At 67.6% G+C, this 22,172-nt stretch carries 19 protein-coding genes, 2 tRNA genes and 1 other RNA gene; 16 read left to right on the plus strand and 6 right to left on the minus strand.

What is annotated here, in order from left to right; all coding sequences use genetic code 11:
- Positions 1-143: 143 nt before the first annotated feature.
- Together FBF35_RS00955 and FBF35_RS00960 are read left to right on the plus strand one after the other, a co-directional pair.
- On the plus strand, positions 144-590 hold the full coding sequence (locus FBF35_RS00955) for a hypothetical protein (protein WP_060566193.1): 447 nt from the start codon (positions 144-146) through the stop codon (positions 588-590).
- Between the two features lie 90 nt (positions 591-680).
- Positions 681-768, plus strand: a tRNA-Ser gene (locus FBF35_RS00960).
- A gap of 324 nt (positions 769-1,092) precedes the next feature.
- Here FBF35_RS00960 and FBF35_RS00965 read toward each other — a convergent pair.
- A complete protein-coding gene (locus tag FBF35_RS00965) occupies positions 1,093-1,656 on the minus strand; it encodes a YbaK/EbsC family protein (RefSeq protein ID WP_034463350.1) in 564 nt (187 codons plus the stop codon).
- 163 nt (positions 1,657-1,819) lie between these two features.
- Here FBF35_RS00965 and ffs point away from each other — a divergent pair.
- Positions 1,820-1,915: signal recognition particle sRNA small type (gene ffs / locus FBF35_RS00970), an RNA gene on the plus strand.
- Positions 1,916-2,032: 117 nt separating this feature from the next.
- Positions 2,033-2,105: transfer RNA gene (locus FBF35_RS00975), tRNA-Arg, on the plus strand.
- A gap of 803 nt (positions 2,106-2,908) precedes the next feature.
- On the opposite strand, the gene gluQRS is transcribed toward FBF35_RS00975, so the two are convergent.
- Entirely contained in the window at positions 2,909-3,823 is a 915-nt protein-coding gene (gene gluQRS / locus FBF35_RS00980; RefSeq protein WP_060566194.1) for a tRNA glutamyl-Q(34) synthetase GluQRS, read from the minus strand.
- 80 nt (positions 3,824-3,903) lie between these two features.
- Between gluQRS and FBF35_RS00985 the strand changes: the two genes are divergently transcribed.
- The 5 genes from FBF35_RS00985 (at position 3,904) to FBF35_RS01005 (ending at position 7,542) form a co-directional block, all read left to right on the plus strand.
- Positions 3,904-4,368 carry a fluoride efflux transporter FluC gene (locus FBF35_RS00985; RefSeq protein ID WP_060566195.1) on the plus strand — a complete coding sequence of 155 codons (465 nt, stop codon included), beginning with the start codon at positions 3,904-3,906 and terminating at the stop codon, positions 4,366-4,368.
- Positions 4,365-4,736 carry a fluoride efflux transporter FluC gene (locus FBF35_RS00990; protein ID WP_060566196.1) on the plus strand — a complete coding sequence of 124 codons (372 nt, stop codon included), beginning with the start codon at positions 4,365-4,367 and terminating at the stop codon, positions 4,734-4,736. Before FBF35_RS00985 ends, FBF35_RS00990 begins: the two co-directional genes overlap by 4 nt.
- A 150-nt stretch (positions 4,737-4,886) precedes the next feature.
- Positions 4,887-5,909, plus strand: a complete 1,023-nt coding sequence (locus tag FBF35_RS00995; RefSeq protein WP_060566197.1) for a methionine ABC transporter ATP-binding protein — start codon at positions 4,887-4,889, stop codon at positions 5,907-5,909.
- A complete protein-coding gene (locus FBF35_RS01000; protein ID WP_048673101.1) occupies positions 5,906-6,637 on the plus strand; it encodes a methionine ABC transporter permease in 732 nt (243 codons plus the stop codon). The genes FBF35_RS00995 and FBF35_RS01000 overlap by 4 nt, the downstream gene beginning before the upstream one ends.
- 71 nt (positions 6,638-6,708) lie before the next feature.
- On the plus strand, positions 6,709-7,542 hold the full coding sequence (locus FBF35_RS01005; RefSeq protein ID WP_060566198.1) for a MetQ/NlpA family ABC transporter substrate-binding protein: 834 nt from the start codon (positions 6,709-6,711) through the stop codon (positions 7,540-7,542).
- Between the two features lie 128 nt (positions 7,543-7,670).
- Here FBF35_RS01005 and FBF35_RS01010 read toward each other — a convergent pair whose 3' ends face one another.
- The gene (locus FBF35_RS01010) at positions 7,671-8,225 is read right to left on the minus strand and encodes a YagU family protein (RefSeq protein WP_060566199.1); all 555 of its coding nucleotides are present in this window, start codon (positions 8,223-8,225) and stop codon (positions 7,671-7,673) included.
- Between the two features lie 241 nt (positions 8,226-8,466).
- A complete protein-coding gene (gene upp, locus FBF35_RS01015; RefSeq protein WP_060566200.1) occupies positions 8,467-9,105 on the minus strand; it encodes a uracil phosphoribosyltransferase in 639 nt (212 codons plus the stop codon).
- Between the two features lie 213 nt (positions 9,106-9,318).
- Here upp and tadA point away from each other — a divergent pair, with 213 nt between their 5' ends.
- Positions 9,319-10,668: a tRNA adenosine(34) deaminase TadA gene (gene tadA, locus FBF35_RS01020; protein ID WP_082632837.1), complete on the plus strand. Its 1,350-nt coding sequence runs from the start codon at positions 9,319-9,321 to the stop codon at positions 10,666-10,668.
- A gap of 1 nt (position 10,669) precedes the next feature.
- Positions 10,670-11,161: a molybdenum cofactor biosynthesis protein B gene (locus FBF35_RS01025; RefSeq protein WP_060566202.1), complete on the plus strand. Its 492-nt coding sequence runs from the start codon at positions 10,670-10,672 to the stop codon at positions 11,159-11,161.
- Between the two features lie 70 nt (positions 11,162-11,231).
- On the opposite strand, the gene moaC is transcribed toward FBF35_RS01025, so the two are convergent.
- A complete protein-coding gene (moaC, locus tag FBF35_RS01030; RefSeq protein ID WP_060566203.1) occupies positions 11,232-11,714 on the minus strand; it encodes a cyclic pyranopterin monophosphate synthase MoaC in 483 nt (160 codons plus the stop codon).
- Between the two features lie 34 nt (positions 11,715-11,748).
- Positions 11,749-13,026 (minus strand): gephyrin-like molybdotransferase Glp, encoded by a 1,278-nt coding sequence (glp, locus tag FBF35_RS01035; protein WP_060566204.1) that lies wholly within the window; start codon positions 13,024-13,026, stop codon positions 11,749-11,751.
- 438 nt (positions 13,027-13,464) lie between these two features.
- Here glp and moaA point away from each other — a divergent pair, with 438 nt between their 5' ends.
- The 5 genes from moaA to narJ all read left to right on the plus strand — a co-directional run bounded on the left by moaA (position 13,465) and on the right by narJ (position 22,171).
- A complete protein-coding gene (gene moaA, locus FBF35_RS01040) occupies positions 13,465-14,529 on the plus strand; it encodes a GTP 3',8-cyclase MoaA (protein WP_060566205.1) in 1,065 nt (354 codons plus the stop codon).
- Positions 14,530-14,752: 223 nt separating this feature from the next.
- On the plus strand, positions 14,753-16,096 hold the full coding sequence (locus tag FBF35_RS01045; protein ID WP_060566206.1) for an MFS transporter: 1,344 nt from the start codon (positions 14,753-14,755) through the stop codon (positions 16,094-16,096).
- Between the two features lie 68 nt (positions 16,097-16,164).
- Positions 16,165-19,935 (plus strand): nitrate reductase subunit alpha, encoded by a 3,771-nt coding sequence (locus FBF35_RS01050; protein ID WP_060566207.1) that lies wholly within the window; start codon positions 16,165-16,167, stop codon positions 19,933-19,935.
- Entirely contained in the window at positions 19,935-21,485 is a 1,551-nt protein-coding gene (gene narH / locus FBF35_RS01055) for a nitrate reductase subunit beta (protein ID WP_060566208.1), read from the plus strand. Before FBF35_RS01050 ends, narH begins: the two co-directional genes overlap by 1 nt.
- Positions 21,482-22,171, plus strand: coding sequence for a nitrate reductase molybdenum cofactor assembly chaperone (narJ, locus tag FBF35_RS01060; RefSeq protein ID WP_060566209.1), 690 nt, complete (start codon positions 21,482-21,484; stop codon positions 22,169-22,171). The genes narH and narJ overlap by 4 nt, the downstream gene beginning before the upstream one ends.
- Position 22,172: the final 1 nt, after the last annotated feature.

The following is a 22,172-nucleotide window of genomic DNA, read 5'->3' on the forward strand; positions in this document are numbered from 1 at the left end:
TCAGTTGATGGGCAGAATGGCCGTACCGGTCGGAATAACAGGGTAGCGCGTCCGTCCCCGTCCCCGCAGGTTTCGCCACGCCTAAACCCCTCCAGCGGGCAAAGTGTGGTGCATGCCCCTCCCATTATGGAATAGTGGAGCACATGAGTCAGCCGTCCTCGAATATCGCCCCCGCCGTCTCGAGCGTGCCCTGGGCGACCCCGGATGTGACCTCGTCGATGGATGCGCCGGGCGACCGCTTCGGATACGCGCCGGGCCGCCTTCGCGTCCCCAGCGCCGACCTCTCGGGGCCCACGTTCCCCGGGACGCAGTACGTGGACGTTGCTGCGATCTTCGCCGACGGCGGCTACAACTCGCCCAAGCCGATCGGGAATCCCCTCGCGAAGGCTGCCCTGTGGGTCAGCGTCTTCGGACTTTTCGGCCTTCCGGTGATCGCCTCGGTCGTCCTTGCGATCATTGCCCTCGTGCAGGCGCAAAACCTGCCTGACCGCGTCGGCGCGCGCGAAGCCATCGCAGCCCTCGCATTCGACGGCATCCTGATCGGCGGCGCCGTGATCTTCTATCTGATTGGCCTCTCTGGGCTCTTCTAAGGGGTTCGTGCCGCGCTGTGACCTGCTCCATTGGCCAGGATTGGCGCTGAGAGCCTTTTGTCGCTTATGATTGTCCGGCACGATGTGCACGGAGGATTCGCCTAGTGGCCTATGGCGCACGCTTGGAAAGCGTGTTGGGTGCAAGCCCTCGGGGGTTCGAATCCCCCATCCTCCGCCACCGGACCCCGGGACCGCTTCAGGTTCCGGGGTTTTTGTTGCCTATGGCGTCGCTGGCGTTCCGGGCGCCGTCGGGCCCGGCCGCCTTGATTGGCCGGGCCGCTGTGTGTGTCGGTGGGCGGTGGCCCGCCCGCGAGCCGTCCGCGCCGCGAGCTCCGCTCGGCGCGTCGTCTCGAAGCCCGGCCAGGCCCCGCCACCGCCCACCGGCACCGCGGCCAGGCCCTCCAAACCAGTGGCGCTCTCCGCACCGGCGGCGCTTGTGGTGCTGTGCGCATCGGCCGGCAATCGGACGGTCCCGCGCTGCTGAACCCAGGCCTCGTCCCCCTTAGACTCCGAGGCCCTCGACGATCTCTGCGCCCGGGAGCGCGGCCAGGACCTCGCCCGTCACAAAGAGCTTCGATCGGCGCAGGCCCGAGCCGATGCAGCTCCATCCGACCGCGCACGCCGAGTCGATGAGGAGCCGCCATGAGCCGGGTACGCCCACCGGCGTGATGCCGCCGTACTCCATGCCCGACGCCTCGACCGCGCGTTCCTGCGGCCAGAAACTCGCCTTGCGCACGTCGAGGCGCTTCTTCACGACGTGGTTGACGTCCGCGTTCGTCGTCGCGCGCACGACGCACGCCGCGATCCGCTCTTCGCCGGCGCGCTTGCCGGCCACCAGAATGCAGTTCGACGACAGCGCCAGGTCCATGCCGAATTCGCGCGTCATGACCTCCGTGTCCGCGAGCTCCGGGTCGATCGCGACAACCAGTGCCGACGAGGCCGTGGCCACGCCGCGCTCGGCCAACGCGGTCAGTGCGGCGGCGACGGGTGGGGCGAGCAGATCGAGATGGTCCAGTGCGGGTGCCGGCTCCAGTGAGCCGATGCCGGGAATGATGATGTCGCTCATGGTCTCAGGGTAGGTCTGCTTGCCACGGCTTGGTGGCGCCTGGTCATTCCTTAAGCGCGTGTAACGATCGTGGTGTGTGCGTTGTGCGTGGGGTGTTTGTGTGAGGCTGGCGCGTTGCGGTCGTCGCAGCTGCGCGCGGGGGGCGAAAACGTGTATGCTGGGGGCCGGTCCTCCGCGTGACGGTATCATCCGAACCTCCCCAGGGCAGGAATGCAGCAAGGATAAGGGTGCGCTGCCGGGTGCGCGGAGGATCTTTGTATATGCTGCTCGATCTTGGTCGACTGCAGGATGCTTTTCTTCGATGTGGTTCAGGCCATAGCTCTTGATTTTGCATCCCGGCGAAGAGCGTGTAAGCTTATACCCAGCCAAACGGCAAGCGCCCGTAGCTCAATGGATAGAGCATCTGATTACGGTTCAGAAGGTTGGGGGTTCGAGTCCCTCCGGGCGCGCAGCGGCCCCCCTCGGTGCGATCCACCGGTGGGGGTTCTGCATTTCTACCAAGCACTCCTTCGGGAGTGCTTTTTTCATGCTCATTTCGCGACTGTGATGGTCTCAGCAAGTCGGTTCCCGCTTGAGCCGAGACAAAGTTCGCCCAACGCTGTCCCTTCAGTGGTACTTCCGTGAAAAAATTCGCCCTGCTCGACAAAAACCACTCATTTTGGGCTGTTTTGAGCGCGCTGGGCGAGTTTTTTCGCGTTCTGGGGTGCATCCGTGCCGTGCTGGGCGAATTTTGTCGCGTTCTGGGGCAACGGACGCCATCGCTATGAAACCGGTGGCACCTTTGCGAGCGGATGTGGGCGGCTGAATGAAACCGACATCGCCTCTGCGAGCGAGAAACGCGCTCGAAAAGACTGAAAGTGGTGAGCAAAGGTGCTGCGGGTTTCAGTGTCGCGACGGTTTGCCCGTGCAAAGGTGCTGGCGGTTTCAATCTGGTGGAAGTGCTCGCCAGTAGGGTGTCACCGCATTCATCTGAGGTGGCTGCGGTGCCCGTGGGTGGCGGCGGGGCCTGGCCGGGCTTCGAGACGACGCGTAGAGCTGCCGAACAGCGACCCAGCCCCACTGGTGTGGAGGGCGCCGGAGGGACCGGAGGGCACGGGCGGGCTTCGAGGCGCGGCGCCGAACGAAGTGAGGCCCTAGCCTCGCGGGCGACCGGGCCCTGCGGCGCCCGGAACACCCGTGGGGGCCACAAGCAGCCCGGCCCAACAGGGCACATAGAGCAGCCCGGAACACCCGTGGGGGCCACAAGCAGCCCTCAGGAACTGGGAGGCGTCACGACCCACGGCTCGGTCGGCAGGGAACGCAATCCTGAAATCCCCAGGGCGTCCGCAATGTCGGAGGCGCAACGCGCCCCGGGCACTCCCAGGGACGACCCGATAAACGAAACGACGTCCTCGGTGGACCAGCCCAGGCCTCGTAGGTCAGAGAGGGTGACGGCGCCGTCGCGCTTGGCCAACCGGGCCCCTGAGGGCGCGAGCGCGAGGGGCACGTGCGCGTACGTTGGCTCGGGGGCCCCGAGCAAGTGGGCGAGCTGCGCCTGCGCGGGCGCCTGGGAGAGCAGGTCGAAGCCGCGCACGACCTGGTCGACGCCCTGGAACGCGTCGTCGACGACGGCCGCCAGGTTGTAGGCGGGCACGCCGTCCGCGCGGCGTACGACGAAGTGGTCGACAGCCCCGGTGTAGGAGCCGTGCAGCTCGTCGAACACGGTCCACTCGGGCGAGGGGGCGGCCAGGCGCAGCGCGGGGGCGCGCCCAGCGGCGGCCAGTGCCGCGCGTTTAGCCTCGCGCTCGGAGTCGCTCAGCGTCAGGCAGGTGCCCGGGTAGTGGCCGGGTGGGACGTGCGGCGCGGAGGCGGCCTCGCGGATGTCGCGGCGGGTGCAGTAGCACTCGAAGATGAGCCCGCGCGCGGCCAGCGACGCCAGGGCGGCCTCGTGCGCGTCGGCCCGCGTGGTTTGGATGAGGGGCTCGCCGTCCCAGTCGACTCCGATCGCCGCCAGGTCCTCGATCTGGCGCTCGGCGGACCCCGCGCGTTCGCGGTCGATGTCCTCGATGCGTAGGACGAATCGCCGCCCGGTCGTGCGCGCCCACGCCCACGCGAGGATCGCGGTGCGCAGGTTGCCCAGGTGGAAGTCGCCCGTGGGGGAGGGCGCGAATCGTCCGGTGTTCGTCATGCGCCCAGTGTACGAGGCGGTGGCCGCCTCCCGGGATCCGCCTCCCCGGGTGGTGGCGCGGCGGGCGTACAGTGGGGTGCATGGTGAGTTTTCGGGTGCCCGACTGGTTGGCGGTCTTCGTGGGCGGGGTCGTGGGGACGGCTGCGCGTGCCGGCCTGGACGAGGTCGCGAAGGCCTCTCCCGTGCGTGGCCTCTTCCTGTCGTGGTCGACGCTGACGGTCAACGCCGTGGGTGCGTTCCTCCTGGGCGCGCTGGCCGCGTGGGTGTCGGGACACCTGGCTCGCGGAGTGGGGGATGCAGCCTCACTGAAATCCCTGAAGCTCCTGGTTGGCACGGGTTTCGCGGGCGCATTCACCACGTACGGGACATACATCGTTGCGTCGGTGGGGTACGCCTCGCTTAATGGAATTGTCGAGGCCGTCTCTCAGTCCCTCGGTCTCCTGGCCCTGGGCGGGGCCTGCGCCTGGGCAGGGATGTGCGTGGGGGAGTGGCTGTGCGCCCCATCGGGCGCGCGCCCTGTCAGCGGCGAGGAGGGGCAAGCATGAGCGGATCGACCTTCCTGTTCGTGGTCCTGGCCGGCGGCGTAGGTGCGTGCGCCCGCTTCTGGCTGGATCGAGGGACTCAGCGCGCCCTGTCGTCGTGGGGTGACCCGGCGGGAGCGAAGCTCGGCATCCTGGTCGTCAACGTCATCGGGTGTTTCCTGGCCGGCGCGGCCACTCAGCTGGTGCCCGTGGGCCTCATGCCGATCGTGTCGACGGGGTTCCTGGGTGGCTTCACGACGTTTTCGACGGCGCTCGTGGATTCGGTGACCCTGTGGGCGGACGGGTTCCGGGGGCGCGGCCTCGCCCTGGCCCTCGGCACGTGGGCGGCCTCGTGGGGCGCTGCGCTCGCTGGCATCGCCTGTGCCGGATAGGCGTTTGTCACGCAACTGGGGCCACTATACGGGCTGATGGGTGAGGGTTTAGCCACGATACGGAGTTTTGTAACAGCATTCCGAGCGCTCGCGACGCTGGCCCTCATATGCTGATGTTGCGGGCCGTGCGGCCCAGTAACGGAGATGCACATGATTGACCTCACCGGGGTGTCCAAGGTCTACCCCGTGAAAAACGGCGGCACGGTCGTCGCGCTCGATGGGGTGAACCTGCACGTTGATCGCGGTTCGATCCACGGGATCGTCGGCCGCTCGGGCGCCGGTAAGTCCACGCTTATCCGCTGTCTGACGGCACTGGAGAAGCCCACCGAGGGCCACATTGTCGTCGACGGCCTCGACCTGGCGACCCTGACGGGTTCAGCGCTGCGCGCCGCCCGTCGTCGCATCGGCATGGTCTTCCAGGCCGCGAACCTCCTGGACGCTCGCACTGCCGCCGATAACATCGGCTACCCGCTCAAGCTGGCAGGCGTGCCCGCCGCGAAGCGCCGTGAGCGCGTCGAAGAGCTCCTATCGCTCGTGGGCCTCGAGGGCCGCGGCGACTCCTACCCGTCCCAGCTGTCGGGCGGCCAGCGTCAGCGCGTCGGCATCGCCCGCGCCCTGGCCGACAACCCCGCCGTTCTCCTGTGCGACGAGCCGACCAGCGCGCTCGACACCGAGTCGACCGCTCAGATCCTGTCCCTGCTGCGCCACGTGCGCGACGTCGCCGGCGTCACCGTCGTCGTCATCACCCACGAGATGGCCGTCGTCCGCGAGATCTGCGACTCCGTGACCCTCCTCGGCCACGGCCAGGTCCTGCAGACCGGCCCCCTCGAAGAGGTCGTGGCCGATCCTTCGACTCCGCTGGCCCGCGAACTGGTCCCCATGCCGGTCGTCGAGTCGCTTCCGACGGAATCCGCCGAGGGCCGCTTCGAGCCGAACGCGGTGGGCACCGTCCTCCTCGACGTCGTCTTCACCTCGCACCCGGGCGTGCCCACGGGCGCCACGGTCCTGCACCTGGCCTCGTCGATGGGCGCTGACGTGACCGCAGGAACCTTCGAGTCCCTCGGCAGCGTGCAGGTGGGGCGCCTGGCCCTGACCGTGCCCGCGTACCACGCTGACAAGATCATCGAGCAGCTGCGCAAGAACAACGTCCACGCGGAAGTGAGGGACCAATGACCGCCGCACACACTGCCGCTCACGCGTTGGCGCTCCTGCCTGCGGGCAAAGGCGACCCGACGTGGTTTGACAACCCGGCCCTCACCGAGAAGTTCGGTCCGGCAATCCTCGAGACCCTCATGATGACGGGCCTCTCCACGCTCTTCGCGGTCATTATTGGAACGCTCCTCGGCCTCCTCCTCGTGCAGACCGGCAAGGGCGGCCTCACCCCGAACAAGGGCGTGTACCAGGCCGTGTCCTTCGTCGTGAATATCGTGCGCTCCCTGCCCTTCATCATCGGCATCATCATGCTGATCCCGGTCACGAAGATGATCGTCGGCAAGTCCACGGGCTCGCTCGCGACCGTCGTGCCGCTCGTCATCCTCTCCGCGCCCTTCTTCGCGCGCCTCGTGGAGACGAACCTGTTGGCCGTCGATCCCGGCAAGATCGAGGCCGCCCAGATGATGGGTGCCTCCAACCGTCAGATCCGCTGGGGTGTCCTCATTCGCGAGGCCATGCCGGCCCTCATCCAGTCCATCACGACCCTGGCGATCACCCTGATCGGCTACTCCGCGATGGCGGGTGCCGTCGGCGGCGGCGGCTTGGGCCAGATGGCCATCAACTATGGCTACAACCGCTGGCAGGACGACGTCATGATCTCCACCGTCGTCGCCATCATCGTCATCGTGCAGATCATCCAGCTGATCGGCGACATCCTCTCGCGCCTGGTCGACCACCGCGCGCGCTGACAGACCCCGGTCAGGCCACCCCGGCCTCGGCCATCCATCCCATCCTGTACGCAGAAGAAAAGAGAAACACCATGCGTCACCGCTCTCTCGCAGCTATCGGCCTGGCGGCCGTTGCCACCCTGGGCCTGGCGGCCTGCGGCGGCGGCTCCTCCTCCTCGGATGCTTCCGGCTCCTCCTCGGACGTCGTCACCCTGACCGTGGGCGCGACCCCCTCGCCCCACGCGAAGATCCTCACCTACATCAACGACAACCTGGCCGCGGACGCGGGCATCAAGCTCGACATCGTTGAGTACACCGACTACGTCCAGCCCAACACCGCACTGAACGACGGCGACCTGGACGCCAACTTCTACCAGACCGTTCCCTACCTGGAGAACGCGGAGAAGCAGTTCGGCTACAACTTCGAGGCCGGCGAGGGCATCCACCTCGAGCCCCTCGGCGTGTTCTCCAACAAGCACAAGTCCCTCGACGAGCTGCCCGACGGCGGCACGATCGGCATCATCTCCGACACGGCCAACCAGTCCCGCGCGCTCGAGCTCCTGGCCACCCAGGGCCTCGTTTCGATCCCCGAGGGCGGCGGCGACGTCAACATCAACACCGTCACCAAGCTGAAGAACTTCGACTTCCGCGAGGTCGAGGGCCCGCAGCTGGTCCGCTCGCTCGACGACTTCGACTACGCGGTCATCAACGGCAACTTCGCCCAGGAGGGTGGCAAGACCATCTCCGGTGACGCGCTCGTCGTCGAGTCCCCCGTGGACAACCCGGCCGTGAACGTCCTCGTGTGGAAGGGCGACTCCAAGAAGGCCGATGCCATCGCGAAGCTCGAGAAGCGCCTGCACTCCGATGAGGTGAAGCAGTACATCGAGAAGACCTGGTCGGACGGCTCGGTCATCCCGGCGTTCTGATCCACGAGGCCGGGGCGCGCTGGCGCCGAGGCTGACGGAACGCGTGGCCGACAGGCTCGCATAGAAAACGGGTGGGCCCCGGAACCTTAGGGTTCCGGGGCCCACCCGTGCGTCCGCGCAAGCGGCGATCAGTTGGTGCGAGACTCGAGCGGGAACTCGGCGTCCGGCTCGTGCGTGATGCGGTTACGCATGTCGCGGCGGAAGACTTCGATGACCCACAGCCAGATGATGTGTCCGAAGAACTCGGAGAAGTGCTCCGCGAAGGGCTGGTTCCAGGGCGCCGGGACGGTGCCCATCAGCGGCATGAGGACGACGTGGAAGGCCACGTAGACGAAGATGCCGAAGGCGGCACCCTGCCAGAGCTTGATCTGGGGGAAGCGCTCGGCCAGCAGACAGTAGATGAGCGCGAAGGCGATCGAGAACGAGAAGTGGACGATGAAGGAGACCCAGGGGAGTCCTTCGTTACCGTTGAAGGTGTAGGACAGGTGGGTGACGCTCTCCGGGAGGCCCAGCTGCTGGAGCAGCTCCTGGGGCGGGTTGGTGGCGTTACGCTCGGGCGTACGCGGAGGCAGCGGCACCTCCCAGCCGAACTTCACGATGGCGGAGACGATACCGCCGAGAACACCTGCGATTGCTGCGACGCCGTAGCGGCGGCGCTTGGGATTGGTCTGAATCAGTGCCATGTGACAAGCATGAAACGTGCGCAGGGTATTTTCGAGGCCTTGGGGTGCTTAGCGCTCAAGGTCACACGTGGGTGTGATCAGGGAAAATGGGCTAAAAATAGCCAATGTGGTTAATTTGCGCCTTTATTGTTGAGTAAATGCGAGGGGTGGGCGCGGGACTTTCATCCCGCGCCCATCCCTCGTGTGGCGTTAACTGCGTCGCATCCCCCGGCGCTACGATGTGCGAGGGGCGCGTGCCTCGTCAGTCGATGATGCCGTACAGGCGGTCGCCCGCGTCGCCCAGGCCGGGGACGATGTACGACTTCTCGTTGAGGTGATCGTCAACGGCGGCGACAACGACGTTCACGTCGGCGCGATCGCCGATCGCGTCCTCAAGGGTCTTGATGCCCTCCGGAGCGGCCAGGATGCACACGCAGGTGACGTCCTTTGCGCCGCGCTCGAAGAGGTAGTTGGTGGCGGCGACCATGGTGTGGCCGGTGGCCAGCATCGGGTCCAGCACGAAGCACTGGCGGCCCGACAGGTCATCCGGCAGGCGGTTCGCGTAGGTCTCGATCTCCAGGGTGTCGTCGTCGCGGCGCATGCCCAGGAAGCCAACCTCGGCGGTGGGCAGCATGCGGGTCATGCCCTCGAGCATGCCCAGACCCGCGCGCAGGACGGGGACCACGATCGGGCGAGGCTCGGAGAGCTTCAGGCCGACGGTGGGAGCGACCGGGGTCTGGATGGGGGTCTCGGTGACAGCCACTTCGCGCGTCGCCTCGTAGGCGAGCAGGGTGACCAGTTCGTCCACGAGCTGGCGGAACGTCGCCGACGGCGTTTCGCGATCGCGCAGGACGGTGAGCTTATGGGTGATCAGGGGGTGATTAGCAACGTGGAGGCGCATGGTTATAGGCTACCTTGTTCGTCCGTTGGCGCGCATCCAGTGCGTTGAAGACGAGGTCGGGGTCTCCTCGGCGCTTCCGCTGCGCCGGTCGGCGGCCCGGATCGGCAGTGTGTCGGGCCTCGTGTCAAACTCATTCGTCACACGAGCATCATGAGTCACTGTGGACTCCAACTACCCCAACAGTGATTTGGCCGGTAAGCTAGGAGGGTGACCGTGAATGAGCAGTACCGCGAAGCAATGGGCAAGGCCCTCTTCCTGGCCAACCGCGCCCGCGAAACGGGAGACGTCCCCGTCGGAGCCGTCGTCGTCGACGAAAACGGCCGCATCATCGGACGCGGGTGGAACTGCCGCGAAGCTCACCATGATCCCGCAGGTCACGCCGAAATCGTCGCCCTGCGCGAGGCCGGCCGTGCCAGGGGTACCTGGCGCCTGACGGGCTGCACGCTCATCGTCACCCTTGAGCCCTGCACGATGTGTGCGGGCGCGATTCTCGCCTCCCGCATCGACCGCGTCGTCTTCGGCGCCTGGGACCCCAAGGCCGGTGCCGCCGGATCCCTGCGCGATGTCCTGCGCGACGCCCGCATGCCCCACCCGACCGAGGTCATCGGCGGCGTCCTCGCCCAAGAGGCCGCCATGCAGCTGCGATCCTTCTTCCTCGGCTGCCGCACGCCCGACGAAATGCCCGTCGTCCAGGCTCCCGTTCACGAGCCCAGCGACCTGGTCGCGCCCATCGTCGTCCCCTACGAGGAGGATGAGGCCCCCGAGCAGGTCCACGAGGAAGCTCCCTGTGAGGAAGCCGCCCACGGTGAGGGCGTTCCCGCGCAGCTCGTTACCCCCGAGGCGCCGGCCGCTCCTGCCGTCCCCGCTCCTTCCGACGAAAACCCCCGCTCTGGAGCCTTCCCCGTGCCTCCCCAGCACGGTCGGGTCAGCCACCGTGGCGCCGAGGCCTCGCCCCTGCCTCGTCGAGCAGGACGCCCGTTCTCGGAGCGCGTCTCCGGTAATGCCGACAACCCCGCCGACATCCCCGTGGGCGAGTCGATCGGGCCCGCTGCCCCCGTCTCGCAGCCGCCCTACCGCAGCGCCGCACCCGTTCTGCCGGCGGTCTCGCCGAGCACGACGCGCGGTCCCATCACGCGCTCCGTCCCCCAGATTCGCCCCGTCCACGTGCGCCCCTCCGCGTCCGTGCCCGAAGGCCTCTACACGCCCGCGCAGCCCGGCCGCCCCGTGGCTCAGCCGCTGCGCGATAGCGCGCCCCGGCCTCGTCCTGCGGAGCCCGTCGCCGCACCCGCGCCCACGGAACCGCCGGCCCCCGTCGTGCAGGCCGCACCCGCACCCGTCGAAGAGCAGCCGGCACCGATCCCCGCGCCGCCCGCGTTCCCGCAGCGCGCCTCGTCGCGCCAGAGCGCGCGCCCGCAGCGCCCCCTCCCGCAGGCCTTCGAGCCCGAGCCCGCGCGCCGCGTCGACTACGAGCTGTCCCCGCGCCAGTTCAACGACGTCGACCCCATCACCTCCGGTATCCGCGTGCGCCGCTCCGCCCGCCGCCGTGGCAATGCTCGTCACTGACATGATCCCGGCACGCGTCATCACGGTCTCGGACCGCTGCTCTGCCGGCCTCGCCGAGGACCTCTCCGGGCCCCTCGCCGCGCGTCTCCTCGCCGATCACGGCGTCGACGCCTCGGTCGTGATCGTCCCCGACGAGGTCGACGCCATTCGCGCCGCGATCACTGCTGCCGTGGAGGACGGCGCCCGCTTCGTCTTCACGACCGGCGGCACCGGCATCTCTCCCCGCGACGTCACCCCCGAGGCCACCGAGCCGCTCCTCGTCACCCGCATTGACGGCCTCGCCGACGCGATTCGCCGCCGCGGCGAGGAAAAGGTCGCGTCCGCCGCCCTGTCGCGAGGCCTCGTCGGCGTGACCGCGCGTTCCCCCGAGGGAGCCCTCGTCGTCAACGCGCCCGGCTCGCGCGGCGGCGTCACCGATACGGTGGCCGTCATCGGCTCTCTCGTCGCCCACATCGTCGACCAGCTCGCGGGCGGAGATCACCCGCGCTCCTAAAAGCCTGCGATAGCAACGAAAAGGCCGCCCGGCAGATGTACTGCGGGCGGCCTCCTCGTACAGTGGGGCGTCAGTCCTGCGGATCCTCCGGGCGCACCCAGTCGCCGCTGCGTCCGCCCGACTTCGCCACGATCTTCGCCTCGCGGATGCGGGCGGAGCGATCCACCCCCTTGACCATGTCGACGATTGCGAGAGCCGCCACCGTCACCGAAGTCAACGCCTCCATCTCCACGCCCGTGCGGTCGGCCGTGCGCACGGTCGCACGGATCGCCACGTGGTCCTCCTCCAGGCTCAGGTCCACCGCGCAGCCGTGCACGCCGATCGTGTGCGCGAGGGGCAGCAGCTCGGGGACGCGCTTCGCCGCCGAAATGCCGGCCACGCGCGCCACCGCCAGGACGTCGCCCTTCGGGACGGTGCCGTCACGCAGGGCCTGCATGACCTCGGGTGAGCAATCCACGCGGCACACGGCGCTCGCCTGGCGCACCGTCGGATTCTTCGCGGTCACGTCCACCATGTAGGCGGCGCCGTCCTCGTTCAGATGCGTAAATTTCACGGTTTTCCTCTCCTTAATTCTCTCCATGGTGGGGTTAGCCCACGAGTGGGACGACCGCCAGCTCCTGGCCGGCCTCGACCTGCTCGATGTCTGGGGCGACCACGCCGATCGCCTCCGCGTTCGCGAGCGAGGCCACCAGGTGCGACTTCGACCCCAGGGGGTGTACCGGCTCCACCCAGCGGGCCCCGGCCTCGTCCCCCTTTCCGGAGACGAAGCGAAGTGGGATGAACTGCGTCTTTCCGGGCGGGCAGTCCCAGCCCACGTGCGCGCGGGCGATGACGCCGCTGGGGACCGTTCCGCCGTGCTCCGGGGCGACGAGGCCGGACATGACCGCCAGCGCGCCCGCGACGTACATGTGGAACGTCGTAAAGACCGAGACCGGGTTGCCGGGCAGGCAGATGACCGGCGTTTCGCGGCCACCCGTGCCCACCTGCGTCGAGCCCACGCCCTGCGGGCCGCCCGGCTGCTGGGCGACGTGGTGGAAGCCCGCGTCCGTGCCAAGCGTCAGGCGCACAACCTCGAAGGCGCCCGCCGAAATGCCGCCGGCCGTGAGGACCAGGTCGGCCTCCGGGGCCTTATCGAGGGCCGCGCGCAGCTCGGCCGGGGTGTCCCCCGTGCGCAGGTGCGCGACGACGCGTCCGCCGGCCTCCTCGACGAGGCCGCGCAGCAGGATGCCGTTCGAATCGGGAATCTGCCCGCGCTCGAGGGCCTCGCCGGCGCGCTTGAGCTCCGTGCCTGTCGAGACGACGATGACGCGCGGGCGGGGCAGAACCGTGAGGGTGCCGTGGCCGACCGAGGCGGCGGCCGACAGGGCCGTCCCGTCTAGGATGTGGCCCGCCTCCAGGACCGGGGAGCCCGCCTCGAGGGCCTCGCCCGCCACGCGCACATTCGTGCCCTGCTTCGGGGCGACGCGGATCTCGACGGTGTCGGGCGCCTGAGCGATGCCCGCCGCGTGGTCCGTGTCCTCGACTTTCACGACAGTGTCCGCGCCTTTGGGGATCGGCGCGCCCGTCATGATGCGCCAGGCCTGCCCCCGCTCGAGGCGATTCTCGCGGGTGTCGCCCGCCGGAATGTCGCCCGCGACGGGCAGAGTCCACGGGCCCTCGCCCTCCAGGTCCTCGCGGCACACCGCAAACCCGTCCATCGCGGAGTTCGTAAACGGAGGGAGGGGAATCAGCGAGGAAACGTCGACCGCCAGGCGGCGCCCCAAGCATTCCTCGACGGGAAGCGTCTCGTGGGGGAGGACGTGGCTGAGTGCCAGCGCCTCGATCAGCTCGCGATGCTGCGCGGTAGACAGAGCGGGATCGTGCATGTCACCAGTGTAGGGCCAGGTGGGGTGGGGCAGGCGTGTGGGGGCGTTTGCTCGGCGCTCGCTCGACGAGGCGTGGGTCGGGTTGTGTGGTTGGGGTGCGTTTGGGCTGTGCGTCCGTGGATGTCGGGGGAATTGCACTACATGAGGGTTCGACACGCCGGCGACACGCCGTTGGAAGGCCTCGTGTAGTGCAAAACCCCCACGCGCGTGGCCTGGTGGGCCGTTGCTGGGGTGAATGTGGCTGTGGCCGCCACCAACAGGTGCAATGAACTGGTTTCGCACTGCCGGGGTGGTGGCTGCATGATCCTCGCTCGATGACGCTGATTGGGTGGCGGCCACTGTCTCCTTTCTCTCAACGACGAGGCAGGGGCCGCGTCATGCCGTTCGAGCTTGTTTTTCGAGGGGCGAACACAGGGCAAATCGCGGTAGGGTTGCGCCATGTCTGTCGAGTTCGTTTCCGCCTCTCAGGGGGCAGATGCGGTGGCGTGTGACGCGCCGCTGCGGCTCGTCGACACCTTCGGGCGTGTGGCCCGAGACCTGCGTGTCTCGCTCACCGACCGCTGCAACCTGCGCTGTTCCTACTGCATGCCCCCCGAAGGCCTGGACTGGCTGCCCACCGAGGAAACCCTGACGGACGACGAGGTCGTGCGCCTCGTGCGCGTCGGCGTCGAGCGGCTCGGGATCCGCCAAGTCCGCTTCACCGGCGGAGAACCCCTCCTGCGCCGAGGCCTCGAGGGGATCATCGAAGCGTGCTCCCACCTGCGCACTGACGAGGGAAACCCCCTTGACCTGGCCCTCACGACGAATGCGCTCGGCCTGGCCAAGCGCGCCCAGGGCCTGAAGGATGCGGGCCTGAACCGCGTCAATATTTCGCTTGATTCGCTGGACCCCGAGCACTTTGCGGCGATCACCCGCCGCGACCGTCTTGGCGACGTCCTGGAGGGCATCGAGGCCGCCGCCCGCGCGGGCCTGAGTCCCATCAAGGTCAACGCCCTCGTCCTGCGCGGCATGAACGAGGCGGACCTGCCCGACCTGGTCGACTACTGCCTGGACCGGGGCATCGAGCTGCGCGTCATCGAGCAGATGCCGATCGGCCCGCCGGACACGTGGGATCGTCAGAACATCATGACGGCCGACGAGATACTGCACATCATGAGCACCCGCCACACGCTGACCCCCGCGCCCCGCGAGGATCCGCATTCGCCGGCGGGACGCTGGATCGTGGACGGTGACCCCGCGAAGCGGCTCGGAGTTATCGCCTCCGTGTCCGATCCCTTCTGTAGCGCGTGCGACCGCACCCGCCTGACCTCGGACGGCATGGTGCGATCCTGCCTGTTCTCCACCGAGGAGACCTCACTGCGCGACCTGCTGCGCGGCGACGGGGACGACGCTCAGATTGCCGCCCGGTGGGCCGACGCGATGTGGGCCAAGCCGGCCGCACACGGGCTCAATATCGACACCTTTGCTCGCGCGTCGCGCACCATGAGCCGTATTGGCGGGTAATCCCCACTAATTTCGTGACGCCGATGTTTTCTAACAGCGGTCAATTGCTTGTTTGTTCACGGGAGGAATGTCCCTGGCGAGGGGACTTTTCATAGCGTTTACAAGGGTGATGCACGTCCCAATGAGTTCGTGTGGGTTACGTCATTTCAATTGGTAGCCTCCGTGTTAAAGAATGTCCGGCGCATGCCCGCGCTCGGACGTCCCTTTCGACCCGAGGAGAGCCATGAGCGCGACCGACCCCGCGGCCAAGAAGAGCCGCTACCTGCTCACTGACTGGAACCCCAACGACGAGTCCAAGTGGGACTCGAAGCTCGCGTGGCGCACGCTGTGGATCACGACCTACTCGCTGATCCTGGCGTTCTGCGTGTGGTTCCTGCCCAGCGCGATCGCCCCCAAGCTGACTGCCCTTGGCTTCCACCTGGATAAGTCTCAGCTCTACTGGCTCACCGCCCTCCCGGGCCTGGCCGCCGGCATCCTGCGCCTCATCTACATGTTCCTGCCCCCGCTCATCGGCACCCGCAAGCTCGTGGGTATCACCTCACTGCTGTGCATCATCCCCATGGTTGGTTGGTTCTACGTCGTTCAGGACAACACGACCCCCTACTGGGTCCTGCTGACCCTGGCCTTCATGTGTGGCATCGGCGGCGGCGCGTTCTCCGGCTACATGCCCTCCACCGGCTACTTCTTCCCCAAGCGCCTGTCCGGCACGGCCCTCGGCCTGCAGGGCGGCATCGGTAACCTCGGCATGTCCGTCATTCTGCTTGTTGGTCCTGTGTTGATGGGCTTTGGTCTTTTCGGTCTGACCTGGCTGGCGCCCCAGCAGCAGGTCGCCGGCGACCACGTCGGTGAGAGCATCTGGGTCTACAACGCAGCGATCTTCTTCGTTCCGTGGTGCATCCTCGCGGCGATCCTCGCCTTCGTCTGGCTGCGTGACGTGCCCGTCAAGGCCAACCTCAAGCAGCAGCTGGACATCTTCTCCAACCCCAACACCTGGTACATGACCATCCTCTACGTCATGACCTTCGGCCTCTTCTCCGGCTTCTCCGCCGTCTTCGCTCTCCTCATCAACAACCAGTTCGGTGACCAGTCGGCCCTCAACCTGGGTGTCAAGGGCGCGACCTACGCCTTCCTCGGCCCCCTCATCGGCTCGCTCATCCGCATGTCCTGGGGAATCTTCTGCGACCGCATGGGCGGCGCCATCTGGACCTTCATCTCCGGCGTCGGCATGGCGGTCACCATGGGCGGCATCGCCTGGGTCCTGACCAACCCCACCGGTAAGACGGACTTCTACATCTTCCTGGGCCTCATGCTCGCCATGTTCCTGTTCTCCGGCTTCGGTAACGCCGGTACCTTCAAGCAGATGCCGATGATCATGCCGGCCCGCCAGGCCGGCGGCGCCATCGGCTTCACCGCGGCGATCGCCTCCCTCGGCCCCTTCCTGGTCGGCGTCGCGCTCTCCGCTATCAGCGCCCCGGTCTTCTTCGCGGGCTGCGCCATCTTCTGCGCCCTGTGCTCGGTCCTGTGCTGGATCATGTACGCGCGCAAGAACGCCCCGTTCCCCGGCTGATCCACCCGGCACTGCGTGGTGCCGACGGACCTGCCACTGCCTCGTCAATCGACTCTTAGGAGCACCCCATGACGAATCTCGAATCCGATATGACCTTCCCGACCTACGGCGGCGAGGTCAAGCCCGCGACCGGCGCGACCCTGTTCGCGCTCGGCTCGTGGCTGCGTCGCGGCAAGGCGTCCGCCGACGCGCGCCAGCTCTTCCTTGAGGGCGGCCGCGACGGCGACTCCTTCTACCGCGACCGCTGGAGCTACGACAAGATCGTGCGCTCCACCCATGGCGTGAACTGCACGGGCTCCTGCTCGTGGAAGATCTTCGTCAAGGACGGCGTCATCACCTGGGAAACCCAGCAGACTGACTACCCGTCGACCGGCGCGGACATGCCCGAGTACGAGCCCCGCGGCTGCCCGCGTGGTGCGGCGTTCTCGTGGTACGAGTACTCGCCGACCCGTATCAAGTACCCCTACGTGCGCGGCGTCCTGCTCGACATGTTCCGCGAGGCCAAGAAGCGCCTCGGGGATCCCGTCGACGCGTGGGCCGCGGTCGTCGAGGACCCGGAGAAGGCACGCGCCTACAAGTCGCAGCGTGGCCGCGGCGGCATGGTCCGCGTGTCGTGGGAAGAGGCGATGGAGATCGTCGCCGCCGCCTACGTGCACACGATCAAGCAGTACGGCCCCGACCGCATCGCCGGCTTCTCGGTCATCCCCGCCATGTCGATGATCTCCTACGGTGCGGGTGCCCGCTTCCACGAGCTCATCGGCGCCACCATGCTGTCCTTCTACGACTGGTACGCGGACCTGCCCCCGGCCTCGCCGCAGGTGTTCGGCGACCAGACCGACGTGCCCGAGGCCGGCGACTGGTTCAACTCGCAGTACCTCATCATGTGGGGCACGAACCTGCCGCTGACCCGTACCCCCGACGCTCACTTCATGGCCGAGGCCCGCTACCACGGCCAGAAGGTCATCGTCGTGTCCCCGGACTTCGCGGACAACACGAAGTTCGCGGACGACTGGTTGCGCGTCCAGCCCGGCACGGACGGCGCCCTGGCCCAGTCCATGGGTCACGTCATCCTCAAGGAATTCCACGTCGGCAAGCGCGAGCCCATGTTCCTCGATTACATGAAGCGCTACACCGACTCCCCGTTCCTGGTGGAGATCAACGAGGTCGGTGAGGGCGCCCACGAGGGAGTCGCCCCGACGACCCTGGTCCCCGGCAAGTTCCTGACGGCCGCCAAGATGCCCGCAGGCACGACCGAGCGCACCGAGAACAACCAGTTCCGTCCCCTCGTCATCGAGGCCGACGGCACGGTCAAGGACCCGGGCGGCACGCTCGCCGATCGCTTCGGCGAGGAGGGCGCCGGCCACTGGAACCTCAACCTGGATGGCGTCGAGCCCGTCATGTCCATCATGGACACGGACGAGTGGGAAGCCGTTGAGATTGCCCTGCCGCGCTTCGACCTGCCCGCGGCCCCCGGCCAGGCCTCGGTCGGCGGCGGCTACGTGAAGCGTGGCGTGCCCGCGCGCCGCGTCAACGGCCGCCTCGTGACGACCGTGTTCGACATCCTGCTCGCCCAGTACGCCGTCGAGCGTGAGGGCCTGCCGGGCCAGTGGCCCACCGACTACATGGACGCCTCCACGCCGGGCACCCCCGCGTGGCAGGAGGAGTTCACGTCGGTTCCCGCCGGAGCCGCCATCAAGATCGGCCGCGAGTTCGCACAGAACGCGGTTGAGACCGAGGGCCGTTCCATGATCCTCATGGGTGCCGGCACGAACCACTACTACCACTCCGACGAGATGTACCGTACGTTCCTGGCGCTCACGGAAATGTGTGGCACCCAGGGTCGCAACGGTGGCGGCTGGGCCCACTACGTGGGTCAGGAGAAGGTCCGCCCGATCATGGGTTGGGGCTCCTTCACCTTCGCCCTGGACTGGGCGCGCCCGCCGCGCCAGATGATCTCCACCGGCTGGTACTACATGACCACCGACCAGTGGCGCTACGACGGGGCCCCGGCCTCGGCCATGGCGAACCCGATCAAGTCCTCGCACCTGGACGGCAAGCAGCTGGTCGATACCCTCGTCGAGTCGGTTCAGCGCGGCTGGATGCCCTGCTACCCGACGTTCTCCAAGGGCTCGACCCAGCTGGGTCGCGAGGCCGCCGAGGCCGGCATGGCCCCCGCGGAATACGTGTCCCAGGAGCTGCGCGAGGGTCGCCTCCAGTTCGCGATCGAGGACCCGGACGCCCACCACAACGTCCCGAAGATCCTCGCGAACTGGCGTACGAACCTGCTTGGCTCGTCCGCGAAGGGCACCGAGTTCTTCCTGCGCCACATGCTGGGTACCGGCAACGAGGTCAACGCCGAGGAGCTGGAAGAGGGCAACCGCCCCGCGTCCGTCAACTGGCGTGAGGCTCACCCCGGCAAGCTCGACCTCATGTGGGTCGCGGACTTCCGCAACACCTCGACGACGCTGCACTCCGACGTCGTGCTGCCCGCCGCCACTTGGTATGAGAAGCACGACCTGTCCTCCACGGACATGCACCCCTTCATGCACTGCTTCGACGAGGCCGTGAACCCGCCGTGGGAGGCGCGTACCGACTTCGAGGTGTTCCAGACCCTGGCTCGCCTCGTCGGCCGCATGGCCCCCGGCCACCTGGACACCCAGACGGACGTCGTCGCGGTCCCGCTGGGCCACGACTCCCCGGACGCCATGACCATGGTGGACGGCGTCGTTCCCGAGCAGACGTGGACGCCCGGCAAGACCATGCCGAAGCTGGTCCCGATCGAGCGCGACTACACGCAGGTTGGCTACAAGTTCGACCGCATGGGTCCGCTCCTGCCCAAGGCCGGACTGGCCTCGAAGGGCGTTGCGTACAACGTGCAGGAGGCGTACGAGCAGCTCGGCGACCTCAACGGCCGCGCCCCGATGGACGGCAACGCCGGCGAGGGCATGCCGCTGTGCGACACCGCCATCAAGGCGGCGAACATGGCGCTGCGCTTCTCGGGCACCACGAACGGCTCGCTGGCCGTTCAGGGCTTCCGCACGCTGGAAAAGCGCGTCGGCAACGAGATGGCGTTCCTGGCCGAAGGTGACGAAGAAAAGAAGATCACCTACCAGGACACCGTCCTGCAGCCGCGCAGCGTCATCACCAGCCCCGAGTGGTCGGGTTCCGAGCACGGCGGTCGCCGCTACAGCGCCTTCGTGCAGAACGTCGAGTGCCGCAAGCCGTGGCACACGCTCACGGGCCGCCCGCAGTTCTACGTCGACCACGACTGGATGATGGACATGGGCGAGTCCCTGCCGATCTTCCGTCCGCCGCTCGACCTGGCGCACATCTACGGTGAGCGCCCCGTCGGCGACCACCGTCCCGGCCAGCCGGGTCAGGCCGAGGTCGCGGTGCGCTACCTGACGATCCACAACAAGTGGGCCATCCACTCTCAGTACTACGACAACCCGTACATGCTGACGCTGGGTCGTGGTGGCCAGACGGTGTGGATGAGCCCGCAGGACGCCGAGAAGATCGGCGTGCGCGACAACGAGTGGATCGAGGCGAAGAACCGTAACGGCACCGTGTCGGCTCGCGCTGTCGTCTCCCACCGCATCCCGGAGGGCACGGTGTTCATGCACCACGCCCAGGATCGCCAGATCAACACCCCGCTGAACGAGGGGTCCGGCAAGCGCGGCGGTACGCACAACTCGCTGACCCGAATCTTCATTAAGCCGACCCACCTGGCCGGCGGATACGCGCAGTTCGCCTACGCGTTCAACTACTACGGTCCCACCGGCAATAACCGCGACGAGGTCACGGTTATCCGCCGCCGCTCCCAGGAGGTGCAGTTCTGATGAAGGTCATGGCTCAGATCGCGATGGTGATGAACCTCGACAAGTGCATCGGCTGCCACACCTGTTCGGTCACCTGTAAGCAGGTGTGGACGAACCGCGAGGGTACCGAGTACATCTGGTTCAACAACGTCGAAACCCGTCCCGGCGTGGGCTACCCCCGCGGCTGGGAGGACCAGAAGAAGTGGAAGGGCGGCTGGAAGCGCACCGCCACGGGCCGCCTCGTTCCCCGTCAGGGCGGACGCGTCGCCTCGCTCGCGAAGATCTTCGCGAACCCGACGCAGCCGACCATGAAGGACTACTACGAGCCGTGGACGTACGAGTACGACAAGCTGCTCCAGGCGCCCGCGAACTCCCGCGCGATCCCGACGGCCCGCGCGAAGTCCAAGATCACGGGCGAGCACATTGACAAGCCCGAGTGGGGCCCGAACTGGGACGATGACCTGGGCGGCTCCATGGAGACCCTGGATCAGGACCCGGTCCTGCACCAGATGAACCTCCAGGTCGCGAAGACCATCGAGGACGCGTACATGTTCTACCTGCCTCGCATCTGCGAGCACTGCCTGAATCCGACCTGCGTGTCGGCGTGCCCCTCGGGCGCGATGTACAAGCGCACCGAGGATGGCATCGTCCTCGTTGACCAGGATCAGTGCCGCGGCTGGCGCATGTGCGTGTCGGCCTGCCCCTACAAGAAGGTCTACTTCAACCACAACACGGGCAAGGCCGAGAAGTGCACGCTGTGCTACCCGCGCCTCGAGGTCGGCCAGCCGACCATCTGCTCGGAGACCTGCGTGGGCCGCCTGCGCTACATGGGCGTGCTGCTCTACGACGCGGACCGCGTCACCTGGGCCGCGTCCCAGGAGGACGAGCGCGACCTGTACCGCGCCCAGCGCGAGATCCTGCTCGACCCGAACGACCCGCAGGTGGTCGCCCAGGCCCAGGCCAACGGCGTTCCCCACTCGTGGATCACGGCCGCCCAGCAGTCCCCGATCTGGAAGCTCATCACCGAGTACGAGGTTGCCCTGCCGCTGCACCCCGAGTTCCGCACCCTGCCGATGGTCTGGTACGTGCCGCCGCTCTCCCCGGTCGTCGACCAGGTGACCGCGTCCGGTAGCGACGGCGAGGACCACAAGGTTCTGCTGTCCGCCATCTCGCAGATGCGCATCCCGCTGGAGTACCTGGCCGGCCTGTTCACGGCCGGAGATACGGCCCCCGTGGAGCTGGCGCTGCGTCGCCTCGCCGCGATGCGCTCCTACATGCGCGACGTGTTCGTCGATAACCCGACGAACGAGGAGATCCCGGCCTCCGTGGGCATGACCCCGGAGAAGGTCAAGGAGATGTACCGCCTGCTGTCGATCGCTAAGTACGACGACCGCTTCGTCATCCCGACCGCCCACCCCGAGATGCCTCGCGGCATCAAGGATCTCGAGGGCTGCCCGGTGTCCTACGACGTCGAGGCCTTCCACGGCCTGGCCCCCGCCACGTCGAACCGCCCGATGGGTGGCTCGTCGCCGGAGGGACGCCAGATGCTCCCCCTTGAGGTCGTTCGATGAGTACTTTCGTCGGCATTCCGCGCATTCCTACGGCCGCTCCGGAGACGGAGATGGATCCGCAGGACGCGCGCGGTGTGCGCATGGCGGTCTCGGTCCTCCTGGACTATCCGGGGGATGACTTCGAGACCAAGCTGGACGCGGTCGAGGAGGCTCTGGCGAACCTGCCGGAGCCGGCCTCGGCGTCCCTGGCCACGTTCGTGAGCTACGCTCGCGCCGCTGGCCTGCGCGCCATGCAGACCACCTACGTGGAGACGTTCGACCAGCGCCGACGCTGCGCGCTCGGCCTGACGTACTACACGCACGGCGACACTCGCGGACGCGGCCAGGCCATCTTGGCCTTCAAGGAGATCCTGCGCCGCGCCGGTTTCGAGATGGAACGCGAGGAGCTGCCCGATCACCTGCCGGTGGTCCTGGAGTTCGCGGCCTTCGACGAGACCGGTACGGCCGAGGGCCTGCTGCGCTCCAACCGCGAGGGTATCGAGGTGATCCGCACGGCGCTGCGCGCCGCGGACTCCCCGTACGCGCCGCTGCTGGATGCGCTGGTCGCGACGCTGCCCGAGCCGGACGAAAAGACCATTGAGGGCTTCCGTAAGCTCATTAGCCAGGGGCCGCCCACCGAACTGGTGGGCGTGGGCGATCTGTCTGCCACGCCCTTCCCGACTTCCAATTCAACGATGGGACGGTAAC

This window comes from Schaalia odontolytica, from assembly GCF_005696695.1.
Lineage (GTDB): Bacteria > Actinomycetota > Actinomycetes > Actinomycetales > Actinomycetaceae > Pauljensenia > Pauljensenia odontolytica_C.